Source organism: Acetobacter sp. AC2005 (assembly GCF_037901235.1).
GTDB lineage: Bacteria > Pseudomonadota > Alphaproteobacteria > Acetobacterales > Acetobacteraceae > Acetobacter > Acetobacter oryzoeni.
Genome location: NZ_CP149625.1, coordinates 48,501 through 60,679, shown reverse-complemented (window position 1 = coordinate 60,679; position 12,179 = coordinate 48,501). Strand labels below are relative to the sequence as shown.

At 53.9% G+C, this 12,179-nt stretch carries 13 protein-coding genes; 3 read left to right on the top strand and 10 right to left on the bottom strand.

All coding sequences use genetic code 11. The annotated features are described in order from the left end of the window. Window positions 1–34 precede the first annotated feature (34 nt). On the top strand, window positions 35–862 hold the full coding sequence (locus QQM41_RS00305; RefSeq protein WP_006115241.1) for an inositol monophosphatase family protein: 828 nt from the start codon (window positions 35–37) through the stop codon (window positions 860–862). Between the two features lie 91 nt (window positions 863–953). Beyond that, window positions 954–1,799, top strand: coding sequence for a lipid-binding SYLF domain-containing protein (locus QQM41_RS00300; protein ID WP_004449106.1), 846 nt, complete (start codon window positions 954–956; stop codon window positions 1,797–1,799). A gap of 54 nt (window positions 1,800–1,853) precedes the next feature. On the opposite strand, the gene mltG is transcribed toward QQM41_RS00300, so the two are convergent. The 10 genes from mltG to QQM41_RS00250 form a co-directional block, all read right to left on the bottom strand. Then, window positions 1,854–2,888 (bottom strand): endolytic transglycosylase MltG, encoded by a 1,035-nt coding sequence (gene mltG / locus QQM41_RS00295; protein ID WP_339077419.1) that lies wholly within the window; start codon window positions 2,886–2,888, stop codon window positions 1,854–1,856. After that, entirely contained in the window at window positions 2,878–4,188 is a 1,311-nt protein-coding gene (gene fabF / locus QQM41_RS00290; protein ID WP_006115244.1) for a beta-ketoacyl-ACP synthase II, read from the bottom strand. The genes mltG and fabF overlap by 11 nt, the downstream gene beginning before the upstream one ends. 64 nt (window positions 4,189–4,252) lie before the next feature. Beyond that, window positions 4,253–4,492: an acyl carrier protein gene (locus tag QQM41_RS00285; protein ID WP_003628807.1), complete on the bottom strand. Its 240-nt coding sequence runs from the start codon at window positions 4,490–4,492 to the stop codon at window positions 4,253–4,255. A gap of 304 nt (window positions 4,493–4,796) precedes the next feature. Then, window positions 4,797–5,540, bottom strand: a complete 744-nt coding sequence (gene fabG, locus QQM41_RS00280; protein WP_339077418.1) for a 3-oxoacyl-[acyl-carrier-protein] reductase — start codon at window positions 5,538–5,540, stop codon at window positions 4,797–4,799. A gap of 22 nt (window positions 5,541–5,562) precedes the next feature. Next, window positions 5,563–6,507: an ACP S-malonyltransferase gene (fabD, locus tag QQM41_RS00275; RefSeq protein WP_128105252.1), complete on the bottom strand. Its 945-nt coding sequence runs from the start codon at window positions 6,505–6,507 to the stop codon at window positions 5,563–5,565. Between the two features lie 174 nt (window positions 6,508–6,681). Further along, window positions 6,682–7,197: a YdcF family protein gene (locus tag QQM41_RS00270; RefSeq protein ID WP_339077417.1), complete on the bottom strand. Its 516-nt coding sequence runs from the start codon at window positions 7,195–7,197 to the stop codon at window positions 6,682–6,684. Between the two features lie 29 nt (window positions 7,198–7,226). Beyond that, window positions 7,227–8,486, bottom strand: a complete 1,260-nt coding sequence (locus tag QQM41_RS00265; protein ID WP_339077416.1) for a class I SAM-dependent methyltransferase — start codon at window positions 8,484–8,486, stop codon at window positions 7,227–7,229. 17 nt (window positions 8,487–8,503) lie between these two features. Further along, a complete protein-coding gene (locus QQM41_RS00260) occupies window positions 8,504–9,253 on the bottom strand; it encodes a glycine betaine ABC transporter substrate-binding protein (RefSeq protein ID WP_339077415.1) in 750 nt (249 codons plus the stop codon). Window positions 9,254–9,453: 200 nt separating this feature from the next. Continuing rightward, a complete protein-coding gene (locus QQM41_RS00255; protein ID WP_050819724.1) occupies window positions 9,454–9,816 on the bottom strand; it encodes a hypothetical protein in 363 nt (120 codons plus the stop codon). Between the two features lie 214 nt (window positions 9,817–10,030). Next, window positions 10,031–11,092 (bottom strand): lipid A deacylase LpxR family protein, encoded by a 1,062-nt coding sequence (locus QQM41_RS00250; protein ID WP_004449120.1) that lies wholly within the window; start codon window positions 11,090–11,092, stop codon window positions 10,031–10,033. A 379-nt stretch (window positions 11,093–11,471) separates the two neighbouring features. Here QQM41_RS00250 and QQM41_RS00245 point away from each other — a divergent pair, with 379 nt between their 5' ends. Next, entirely contained in the window at window positions 11,472–12,149 is a 678-nt protein-coding gene (locus QQM41_RS00245; RefSeq protein ID WP_006115255.1) for a cold-shock protein, read from the top strand. Window positions 12,150–12,179 lie beyond the last annotated feature (30 nt).

The window sequence follows — 12,179 nt, the reverse complement described above, 5'->3', positions numbered from 1 at the left end:
CACACGTAAAGGCGTATGATGCGCTCAGTCTTTAATGCCTTATTTTATCAGGAGTTACAGCAATATGTCTTCACCTAGCCCAGCCCTTGCCACACGTTTGGAAGCCGCGCGGGCTGTGGTGCATGATGCCGCACAAATGGCCATGGCCATGCGTCCGCCACCGGGGGGGCCGCAGGCCTCGCAAAAATCTGCGCAGGATTGGCTGACAGAAACAGATGGCGCGGTAGAAGCCTTTATTGCCAACCGCATGAAAGCTCTTTTCCCTGATGATGGCTTTCAGGGTGAAGAAGGTGGCGTGGCCCGTACAGGTAGCCTGCGTTGGGTGGTGGACCCTATTGATGGCACATCCAACTATGCCCGTGGCCGTTGTCGGTGGTGTATTTCACTCGGCCTGCTAGATGGGGATGAACCCGTGGCCGGTGTGATTGATGCCCCAGCATTGGGTGAAGTTTACACTGCCCTGCGTGGATATGGCGCATTTTTAAATGGCAAGCGTATTCAGGCCTCTCCGGTAAAGGACCCCGCCAGTTCCATGATTGAAATGGGTTGGAGCAACAGAGTGCCCAAACCTGTATTCATGGAAAAAATGGATGCCATTATGGCAATGGGCACCATGCCCCGTTCTGGCGGTTGTGGTGCGCTGGCGCTGGCTGATGTGGCAAGCGGGCGGCTGGATGGCTATATCGAAATCGTTATCAACCTGTGGGATGTAGCCGCAGCCCTGCCCTTGCTGGCAGAAGCTGGCGCGCGTGTTTCACCCTTTTTGCAGGAAGGTGGGCTTACGGGGCCAGCTACAATTATGGCTGCAAACCCGCATATTGCGCAGGCTCTTTCCGAGGCTGTGTCCATTCCGCTGGCATAAATAAAAAACATGCACGCTGGGCCTTTCTGCGGCCACAAAAGCGTGCTTTCTAGCAGATCATATTTACCGGCTTATTGTGGAGAATTCCGGCATGCGTCTGGTTACTCACCTCTCTTCTGCTTCTCTGGCTTTGGCTGCTGCGTTTTCTCTGTGCGTTGCGGCACCGGCTCAGGCGGCTGATAAGCCGCAGGCGCTGGTTGATAAGGCTGCCCTGAGCGTACAGGATGTTTTTGTAGGCGCAACCGGCCAAAGTCCGATGGTAACCAATTTGGCCAAGGCGCGTGCCGTGATGGTGTGCCCAGATATGTTCCGCATGTCTATTGCATTTGGTGGCGCGCATGGTGGCTGCCTGCTGCTGGCGCGCGATGCGCGTGGTTCATGGTCTGACCCGGCATTTTACACCCTTAGCACCGCATCCTTTGGTTTGCAGTTTGGGGTGCAGAGTTCCGAGATTGTTTTCTTTGTCATGACAGATCGCGGCTTGCAGGCCCTGCTTGATAGCCAGTTCCAGTTTTCTTCTAATGCTGGGGCCTCTTTTGCCAGCATGAGCACGGCAGTTGCTAAGGGAAATGCGGGCGCACGCAATACGGATATTCTGATTGCCCAGAAATCTCAGGGTGTGTTTGCCGGAGCTTCCTTGGGCGGCAGCAAGCTGACCGTGAACAGTGATGCCAACCGTGAATACTACAAGCAGAGCGTTGGGCCGGAAGATATTGTGGTGAGCATGCGTGTGAACAACCCGGATGCAGACCCCCTGCGGAGTGTGCTGATGCGTTATGCCGCTATGGCAAAAAATGTCAGCGCGTCTTCTACATCCTCACGCGCATCTAACAGCAACACGGTTTCTCAGAGCGATGCAGATGCTCTGGCAGCAGATACGGTTGGGGCATCTGGCGGTGGTGGCATCAAGCAGGAAAGCCTGAGCCCCTCTAGATAAGTTTTTTTTATGGTGAAGTATTAAGCGCTTTTTACCTGTGAGGGTGGAAAGTGCTTAATGCGTATTATGCTGCCGAAAAGCAGAAACATTCCGATTATGTTCGGCCAGAGTGGTGGAAAAATTATGCCCACCATTGCCGTTTGCCACAAAGAAAAGAGCATCCCCACTGGCTGGATGTGCCGCTGCTTCTAATGAAGACATGCCGGGTGAGCAAATAGGCCCGGGAGGTAACCCCGTAACAGCATACGTATTATACGGATCTGGCGTAGCGAGATCTGTGTGTGTAAGTGCGCGCCCCAGCGGTGGATTGCCATGTGTTATGGCATAAATCACGGTTGGGTCTGTTTGCAGTTTCATGCCCTTTTGCAGGCGGTTTAGAAAAACACGCGCAACCATGGGCCTTTCTGCGGGTAAGGCTGTTTCTTTTTCTATCAGGGAAGCCAGTACAAGCAGAACCTGCGGTGAGGATATGGTGCCATCCAAAGCCGGATCATGCTTTTGCCAGATAGTATCCAGTGCTGTTTGCATGGCGTTTTGTGCACGCTTTACAATATCCGCACGCTGGCTATTTCGCAGATAATTATAGGTTTGCGGTAATGTGCTGCCTTCTGCTGGCAGAGGCGCCTCGCCTTCCAAAAAAGGGGCAGAGGCAATAATGGCCTGAATCTGGTGGGCAGAAAGCCCTTCAGGAATGGTCAGCTTATGTAAAACAGGTTTGCCGTGCCGCAGAATAAACAGCACATTCTGCATGGAAACATGTTGTGGAAAATGCAGTTCTGCTGCGTGTAGCTGGCCACTTTTACGCGTAAGAGAAATAGCTGTTACAAACAGCTTATCTGTAAACCAGCCAGAAGGTAGAACCTGTGCTTGTTGTAGCGCGCTTATCGTGCTGGCGTAGCCACCATGTGGCACCACAACATCCGTAGCTACTGGCAGAGGCCCCGGTTTTGTATAGTTATACCATGCAAAAAAACCTGTTCCTCCCCCTGCTAAAGCAGAAAGAAGAAACAGGCCCCCTAGCCATTTCAGGGCAGCACGGCCTTTTTTGGCAGGCTGTTTTGCAGGCTTCTTTTTCGGTTTAGACGCCACGCACAATCAGGCTGGCATTTGTGCCGCCAAATCCAAAGCTGTTGGAAAGAGCCACGTTGATTTCCCGTTGCTGCGCCGTGTGGGCAATGCGGTCAATCACGCTTTCACGCGATGGATTATCCAGGTTCAGCGTAGGCGGTGCCACGTTATCCCGAATAGCCAGAATGGAGAAAATGGCTTCCACTGCACCAGCTGCGCCAAGCAAATGGCCTGTTGCAGATTTGGTGGAAGACATGGCCAGCTTACGGGCATCATCACCAAACAGACGTTCAACAGCTTCCAGCTCAAGATCATCCGCCATGGTGGAGGTGCCGTGAGCATTAACGTAGTTGATATCTGCCGGGGTAAGGTCTGCACTTTTCAGTGCAGCGCGCATGGCGCGGTATGCCCCGTAATGGCCTTCTGCCGGTGCGGTAATGTGGTATGCATCACCAGACATGCCGTAGCCGATAATTTCGCCGTAAATCTTGGCGCCACGAGCTTTGGCGTGTTCGTATTCTTCCAGCACCACAACGCCGGAACCTTCACCCATTACAAAACCATCACGGTCTTTATCCCATGGGCGGGAGGCTTTTCCGGGTGTGTCATTAAAGCCGGTGGACAGCGCGCGGGCTGAACAGAAACCAGCAATACCCAATGGGCAAACGGTTGCTTCTGCACCACCTGCCACCATTACATCGGCATCACCAAACATGATAATGCGCGCGGCATCACCAATGGCATGCACACCGGTGGCGCAAGCTGTCACAACTGAATGATTTGGCCCCTGAAAACCATATTTGATGGAAACATGGCCAGAAACCAGATTGATGAGAGCGGACGGGATAAAGAACGGCGAAAGACGCCGTGCCCGACCTTCATGCACGGTAATGGAGGCATCATAGATGGTTTGCAAACCACCAATGCCAGAGCCAATCATCACACCGGTGCGGCATTTATCTTCTTCGGTTTCGGGTTTCCAACCGGAATCCTCAACCGCTTCCGTTGCTGCCACCAGCCCCATGTGAATGAAGCGGTCCATTTTGCGCTGGTCTTTGGGGGAAATCCACTCGGAAAGTGTAAGCTTTCCTTCTGCGGTCGGCCCTTCCGGCACTTCCCCAGCCACATGGGCCGGCAGATCGCTTGGGTCGAACTGCGTGATTCTACCAATCCCGCTTTCGCCTGCAATCAGACGTGACCATACGTTTTCAACGCCCAGACCCAGAGGTCCGACGATGCCCATTCCGGTGACGACTACCCGTCTCCGTCCAGAATTTACTCCGGCCGACTGCAACAAACCAGCCCGCTCCCTGTTCTGCACGTATATGGTCCCTCAAATAGCAGAGGGACCTACAGTTTCCGTTAAACGCAAAAGTACCTGAAAATCAGGCAGCTTTCTGCTTTTCGATGTAATCGATAGCATCTTTAACGGTGGTGATTTTTTCCGCTGCATCTTCCGGGATTTCGACATTGAAGGCTTCTTCAAACGCCATCACCAGCTCAACGGTATCAAGGCTGTCAGCGCCCAGGTCATCGATGAACGATGCATCCGGTGTGACCTTGCTTTCCTCGACGCCGAGATGCTCGACCACGATTTTCTTAACCTTATCAGCGATTTCGCTCATCTGTCTTTGTATCCCATAGGCCCGGTTTTACATGCGGGCAGGTTGTTCTGGTGCCTGCTCTACCACAACCCCTATTGGTAGAAGAATAGAAAACAGCACTGCTTCCGTTATTCTTCCCCAGCAACAGGGGTTGCGGGCGCTTAGCACGTTTTTCCATCACAAGCCAAGGCAAACCGGAAAAGACTTTCTTCCGGCCCCTTGGCCATGTGCGTGTTTGTATAGTCTGTCTGCCACATCTGAAAGGATTTTGCACCCTCTCTTCTGCGCAGACAAATGCAGAGGCCAAGTTTAAGGGCGTTACCCCTTAAACCATTGCCATACCGCCGTTTACATGCAGCGTGGTGCCCGTAACCCATGCAGCTTGGTCTGATGCCAGATACAGCACGGCAGAAGCCACATCTTCTGGCTGGCCCAGACGCCCCAGCGGAATCGCGCCCAGAAGTTTTTCTTTTTGTGCGTCTGGCAGAACGTCTGTCATAGGGGTCACAATAAAGCCCGGAGCCACCACGTTTACTGTTACGCCACGCGGCCCGGCTTCCTGCGCCAAGGATTTGCTCATGCCTACAATGCCAGCTTTTGCAGCGGCATAGTTGGCCTGCCCAGCATTGCCGGTAGAGCCGATTACCGAGGAAATGTTGATAATACGCCCTGCCCGGCGGCGCAGCATGCCCTTAAGCGCTGCGCGGCACAGCCGGAAAGGAGAAGACAGATCAACATTCAGAACCTGATCCCAGTCTTCATCTTTCATGCGCAGGGCCAGCATATCGCGCGTTAGGCCTGCGTTGTTCACCAGAATATCAATGGGTGCTCCAGCAGCTTCTTCTGCCTTGGCAATCAGCCCATCGGCTTCTGCCGGGTCAGAAAGGTTGGCAGCCACGTAGAATGCGCGCCCTTCCCCCAGTTCTTCTGCCTGTTTCTGCAACACGGCTTCACGCGTGCCAGACAGCACCACTTTTGCACCCTGTGCGTGCAGCAGGCGCGCAATGGCGCTACCAATGCCACCGCTTGCGCCTGTAACCAGTGCTGTTTTTCCGTCCAGTTTGAACATGATATGTATTTACCCGCTGTTTTTACAAAGTTTTCAGGAAAGATTCGATATCGGCGGGCGTTCCCACAGAAAGGCCAGTCACTTCAGAATCAATGCGGCGCACAAGGCCGGAAAGCACTTTGCCTGCGCCAATTTCTACAAACGTATCTACGCCCATGCCCACCATAGCGGCCACACTTTCGCGCCAACGCACACGGCCAGTAACCTGACGCACCAGATTTTGCCGAATCGTATCGGCATCGGTTTCGCGCTCGGCTGTTACGTTGGCAATTACGGGCACAATTGGGGCGGCAATTTCGGCTTTGGCCAGTGCTTCGGCCATCACATCTTCTGCTGGTTTCATGAGCGAAGAATGGAACGGAGCGGAAACCGGCAGCTTGAGCGCGCGCTTGATCTTCATTTCCTTGGCGATGGCAATGGCTTCATCAATGCCTGCGCTCTTGCCGGAAATAACAATCTGGCCGCCACCGTTATCGTTGGCAATTTCCACATCGCCTTTGGCAGAGGCTTTGGAGCAGATGTCTTCTGCCTGTGCCAATGTAACGCCAATAAGGGCTGCCATACCGCCTTCCCCTGCAGGAACAGCTTTCTGCATGGCCTGCCCGCGCAGCCGCAGCAGGCGTGCTGCTTCTGCCACACCAAAGGCGCGCCCAGCAGCCAGAGCAGAATATTCACCCAGAGAATGCCCGGCCAGCAGCGTAACTTTGCCGGCAAGATCCAAGCCGCCATCCTGTTCCAGAACGCGCAGAACAGCCATGGAAACCGCCATAAGTGCAGGCTGGGCGTTTTCTGTGCTGGTCAGGCTTTCCATCGGGCCTTCAAAAATGATTTTGGAGAGTTTTTCGCCCAGGGCGTCATCAACTTCTTCAAAAACAGAACGTGCCGCAGGAAAAGCTTCTGCAAGTTCCTGCCCCATACCAACAGACTGGCTGCCCTGTCCGGGAAAAACAAATGCGTAAACGGCCATGATACTCACTGTTCCAAATTTTTCCTTGCCAGACGGATGGAAGCCACCAGTTTTGGCAAGATCATGAACTGCACGGGCTGCTTTGTTATGTTTTGCGTTTTATGGCGGCCTGTAAAAAGGAAGCCACGCAAAACGCAGACCGGCAGGAAATCGGGCGGCAGAATACGGCGCAGTTTAGCGCCGCACAATACGCCAGCCCAGAACAAGCAGTGCATCCCACGGCAGGGCAAGGCATTCATGCGCGATACGCAGGAGTTTTTTGCGCATGTTGGGCACATGCGGCTGTGCACGTAAAAAAGGCACAGCCTGCGCTTTCCAGCCAGCAAGGCGCATAAGCAAAACGCAGCGCGGCAGATGCAAGGGGCTGGAAACAACAGCTATGGGCTGAGCCGTAGAATACTCTGCCTGACGCAACAAACGTGTGCAGGCAATGGCGGAATCAAACGTATCTCCCGCCGTAGGTTCGGGCAAAATAGTGTCTGGAGCAACGCCGGCCTTTAACAGGCAGGAAGCCATAACATCTGCTTCTGTCTGGCCATTTTGTGGCACGCCACCTGTGGGAATATACACAACGGGCCCATGCGCAGCGCCAAACACAAGTGCTGAATGCACCCGGTTTAGGAGCGCTACAGAAGGGCTGCCATCTGGATTGAGGGCTGCACCAAAAATAATTACGGGCAGTGCTGACACTTCAAATCTCCTCCCCGCAATGGGTGCAATCAGGCTGGAGGACGTAACAGCACGCGGTTAAGCCGCTCCAGAGTGGTAAAGCCTTCAGCCCACACTTTGCGGAACTTGCTTTCCGAAATACCACGTGGGGCCACGGCCTCTACCAAGGTGCCAACAGTGCGTTCACCATCAATTAATGGCAGAATGCCGCGCATTTGTGGCGGCAAGGGAATGGGCACAATCAACGTGCCAAACGCAAAAGGTAGTGTGTGATCTGGCCGCATCTGTTTGGCCAACTCTACCCCCGGTATTTCACGCATTACTGGCACAGCCGCAAAATCTAGCGGGTCTGGAGGTGTAACGCGCGCGCCTTTGCGTACAACATAGGCAACGTGCGTGGCCATATTGCCCGCCAGATCTTCCGCTATGGCGGCCTGCTGCTGCCATGGTAGGCCGCTGATGCGTGCACGCAGGCGTGGGTCTGGCAAAAACAGGGTTGGATCATACCGCGCCGGTTCCATCAGGCAGGATGGTTCCAGACCGGCTTTGTCGAGAAAATTCAAAAACTCGGTAACGGTATAAGCACGATCTCTCGGGTTCAGCAGCAGATCATACAATCCTGCATCGCCGCCAGAGAGATGATCTCCAAAGTTGCCATTCTGCCGCAACCACGCAGTAGCCGGCAGCGTGCGCATGACGCGGCGCGCCATATCCAGCCGCGCTTGAGGCGTTTCGGAATGTGGGGCAATTTTTTCCAGTGCATCCTGCACCATGTAAACGCCTGTGCGCCCATAAGGGGCATAGACCATTAGCCCCATTCCACCACCGGGCGCGAGGTGCTTTTCCAGCATGGCTAATGCGGCATCAGGATCAGGCAGATGATGCAGTACACCACAGCAATCAATATAATCAAAAAGGCCCAGATCCAGCCCATCCAGCTCTGTCAGAGAGCCCTGAATGAAGCGGATATTTGCCAGCTCCCGCGCCTCTGCCCGTGCCTGTGCAATGGAGAGCGCTTTTTGGGAGCGATCCACACACACAACCTCACCGGGGCGCCTGGCGCGTTGTAGGTGGGTTGCCAGCATGATGGCACCATCCCCCGTGCCGCATCCCGCCACCAGTGCCCGCAAAGGCTGGCTTTGCGGCCGTTTGGCACCAAAAACCCAGTAGTCAATTTCCCGCAGATGGCTGGGGCTGCCTATTAAAAGGCGCTTGGCCTCATCCTGCGGGTTTCTTTCCGGGTATGGATACGCCTCATACTGGGCGGCAAGGCTGGAATCGCGCGTATCGGCGGGGGATTGATCTGTCATGCTGGCGCGGCCTTTCCTTAGCGGGGCAGCAGTTTGCCGCGCTGCCAAGCTTCTGCCGCTTCATCGGCTGTCATGCCTTCAACACGCATGGCGTAATCCATGGCGCTGATAATTTTGGCGCTCAGCATCAGTTCATCCAGTTCGTCCAGAAGGTCCTGCTCCATTTCATCCTTGGTTTCTGCACGGATCAGAATGCGTGCATCCTGTTCGCCCCCCAGTGCATTCTTGGGGTCGTTCAGAATACGGAAACCGCCAATATGGAACAGGAAGCAAGGCTGAAACAGCGGCATCAGCACCAGTTCTTCCCGCTTGAGGGCAGCGTTCAGCTCTGCCAGAGCTTCTTCATCCGGCAGCACTTTCAGGCTGAATCCTGCAGTATCCAGCTCATACTGCTGCAACACGTTTTCCATGTGTTTTTGCAGGGATGCAGGCGTGATAATGGTGCGGGAAAGTTCTAGCCCAGCCTGTGCCACATCATCCAGAGATGTCAGCGGTGTATCTTCTGCAGAAATGCAGCAATGGGCGGCTGGGCGAAACAAATTGCCAAGAGGCAAAATACCGGGGGCCAGCATGCCCGCATCTTCATCCGGTAGCCATGCAGACACGTAAAAATCAACCTCACCCTTTTTGAGCATGTCTGTCAGCACGTCTTTCGGGCCAGTGACAATATCCGGCTCTACATCATTGGCTTCCAGAACGCGGATGATTGCTGCTGCCGTAGCCTCATGCACGGTGGTTTCGGGGTATGCGAGGGTCAGGCTTGTCATCTCAGGATCCTTTCAGATCTGCTCGAACTGGTGATGGTCTGCGTAGTCCTTGCAGCAGGAGAAACCCATGAGGCAATCCCTGAAATGGAAATAACAGGATTTCGTAATGATTTGGTGCAAGGCAAAGGGCAAAAAAAAGCCGCCCTTCCCTTGTAAGGGAAGAAGGCGGCCAACCGGAATAATACCTTAAACTGGGGCGTTTAAGCGGCAACAATACCCTGTTCGCGCGGCATGACGGGGCGGATCATGTTCAGGGCATCTGCAAAGGTGTTAAAGCTGCCCAGTTTATTGTCACGGATAGCATCCATAACAATCCAGCGGTTGCCGTGGCAGTAAATCTGGTAAGCCGGATCTGGCGTTTCGCGCACCCATACCACAACATAACCAGCGGAAACGCCGGCCTGCTTCTGTTCAGATACAAAAACATCCGCATCGCAAATGCCCATGGGCTGAGCAGCCTGAACCCAACGGGTAAGGTAAGCCTGCTGGCGGGATGTGATCTCCATCTGGAATGGGATGATCTGGCAGGTGTGTTGCTGAGAAGATGTTGTTGTGCGCGTCATGGTTTCTTTTATCCCCCTTACAATCCCGGTTCGGTCTTGATGTTTGGAGTGTAAAAGAGCCGCAGCGCGCTACGCTATGAGAAAACGAATGTTAACGCCTCAAAAGCAGGCAGGTTCGAGACCTCGTGACGAAAAAAACACAAATACACGCAAATTGCACAATTTTTATGCCTGTTTTTTGTGCAAACGCCTTTCTGTGGTGCAGAAAAAAGAATCAGAACTTTGCCGAAACCATTAATGAGCCATAGTTAAACAGGCCAGACTTGGCTGTGGTGAACTGCTGTGTCTGCCAGACCTGGCTGTAGGAAATGCGCAAACCGCAGAACATAAAGGCCAAACCGGCGTGAATTTCACCTACATCCCATTTTTTAATCACATGCAGGGAATTGCTGCGCATGGTGTTGCCTTGCAATGAGGCATCATACCCAACGGCCTCACCCGTTACGCCACCAAAGATGTACCATGAAAAAGGACGCCGAGATTTATAGGCATCTGTGCCATCTGTGCCGGAGGCCTGAATGGTAGGTGTGCCGAAATCACTATCCAGCCCCTGCCCGATACGGAACACATCCCCAATACGGCCATAAATCTGGTAATCACCAATGGCTGCAGCGGCGGATGGCAGCATATCAAATTCTACGCCAAACACATGCGCCAAAGGCAAGCGCCAGATACGTCCACCCTGCACCTGAAAAATGGGCTGGTTTTTAAGCTGATGAGACCAGCCCTGGTTTTTGGTATCGCCAATCAGGCCATGGAATCCGTTCTGGAGCTGCTCGCCCAAGCCGCCCGGCCCCATAATACCAAACTGAATGCCAAATACGCTGCGGGTTCTATCCGTATCATTAATAAGGTTCACGGTGCCCAGCAGCAGGCTGGAATAGGGCCTATCATTAATACGAGCAGTTTGCGCCTGCCCCGGAGCCCACGGGCTGGAAACCTGCGTGTTGCGCGGCGTAAAGATAAGCTGCTGCAAGCCTATGCTGATACGCTGCACCCCTTCCCCCCAAATGGCCTTGTTAATGGCAGCAATGGGTGTGGGCAGCGTGTTGGTGCCAGATGTCCAGTTAAAGCGCAGGCCGCTGGTATAGTATTGGTCCGACGTACCTTTCAGGGTGGTGATGGCATCGTTTTCACCCTGAAGGGTCCATGTGCCTTTGTTATCAGAGGCAGGAGTCGCTTTGGCGGAAGAAAGAGAACACACGGATGCCCCTGCCAGCATAAGAGACGCAAGGGCAAGGCGCCGTGCGCGAAGCCGTTTTAAAACTACGGGCATGCTTTTTCTTCCATTTGGCCATGTGCGGGCATGATTCTAGGCTGTTCTTAATGGATAATACCCGCACAAGAAAGCCCGTTTCCCCTTATCCTGTCTTGCTGTGGCTATCATGCCAGCATCAGGCGGTTATGGGGGCGGAGGTATCACATAACTGTGAGATTAAGAAAAGTGTGTGAAACTCCCGCCAATTTCATGCTTTCCTATAGTCGCACGCTGTTGGCTGTGCTACGGAAACAGTGGGCGCATTTGCAGCTTTCAGGAACGGGAACGGTGGCGTTTTCTTCAAAATACGTAAACGTGTCAACCCATTCCGGCAAACTGCCCGTTTTTCAATATCGGGAGAAGCTTCAGCCTTCTCCGTACTCCAGGATCAAGACCGTTGAAAAGTAACAGGACCGACCGCAGCTCTCGTTTTCCTCGCCGCGGCGGATTTGATGACGATTACATGTCCATGCCTTCCTTTGGTGAGCGCCCAGCATTTGGTGGCGGTGACCGTGGTGGATTTGCACCGCGCCGTGGCGCTGGTGGTCCGCAGGTTGTGGCTTCCGGGCCGGAAGTTGGTGCAACTGTTAAATGGTTCAACAGCGAAAAAGGCTTCGGCTTTGTTGAACTGGCAGATGGCACCGGTGATGTATTCCTGCACGCCAATGCACTCTCTCAGGCAGGCCATCAGGGTGTAAGCCCCGGTGCGACACTGGTTGTACGGATTGGCCAGGGCCCGAAAGGTCGCCAGGTTGCGGAAGTTATTTCCGTTGACGAAAGCACCGCTCAGCCAGAACGCCCCCGTGCACCGCGCCCCGGTTTTGGCAGCCGTCCGGCTGGCCGCCCTGCCCCGGATCTGTCCATGGCTGAAGACACACGTGGTACCGTAAAATGGTACAACTCTGTCAAAGGCTTTGGCTTCATCACACCGGAAAGCGGTGGCAAGGACATTTTCGTTCACGCTTCTGCTCTTGAACGGTCTGGCCTGAGCGCACTGAACGAAGGTCAGGGTGTAAACGTAAAGGTGGTTCAGGGTCAGAAAGGCCCGGAAGCTGCTGAAGTTTCTCCGGCCTGATCCTGATTTTAGAATTAGGTTTCAAGAAAA

What these genes read in the sequence shown, in the direction of transcription:
- QQM41_RS00305 (WP_006115241.1), top strand. Translation starts at nt 35, where the DNA reads ATGCCTTATTTTATCAGGAGTTACAGCAATATGTCTTCACCTAGCCCA.
- QQM41_RS00255 (WP_050819724.1), bottom strand. Translation starts at nt 9,816, where the DNA reads ATGACGCGCACAACAACATCTTCTCAGCAACACACCTGCCAGATCATC.
- fabG (WP_339077418.1), bottom strand. Translation starts at nt 5,540, where the DNA reads ATGTTCAAACTGGACGGAAAAACAGCACTGGTTACAGGCGCAAGCGGT.
- QQM41_RS00250 (WP_004449120.1), bottom strand. Translation starts at nt 11,092, where the DNA reads ATGCCCGTAGTTTTAAAACGGCTTCGCGCACGGCGCCTTGCCCTTGCG.
- QQM41_RS00260 (WP_339077415.1), bottom strand. Translation starts at nt 9,253, where the DNA reads ATGACAAGCCTGACCCTCGCATACCCCGAAACCACCGTGCATGAGGCT.
- fabD (WP_128105252.1), bottom strand. Translation starts at nt 6,507, where the DNA reads ATGGCCGTTTACGCATTTGTTTTTCCCGGACAGGGCAGCCAGTCTGTT.
- QQM41_RS00285 (WP_003628807.1), bottom strand. Translation starts at nt 4,492, where the DNA reads ATGAGCGAAATCGCTGATAAGGTTAAGAAAATCGTGGTCGAGCATCTC.
- QQM41_RS00300 (WP_004449106.1), top strand. Translation starts at nt 954, where the DNA reads ATGCGTCTGGTTACTCACCTCTCTTCTGCTTCTCTGGCTTTGGCTGCT.
- QQM41_RS00265 (WP_339077416.1), bottom strand. Translation starts at nt 8,486, where the DNA reads ATGACAGATCAATCCCCCGCCGATACGCGCGATTCCAGCCTTGCCGCC.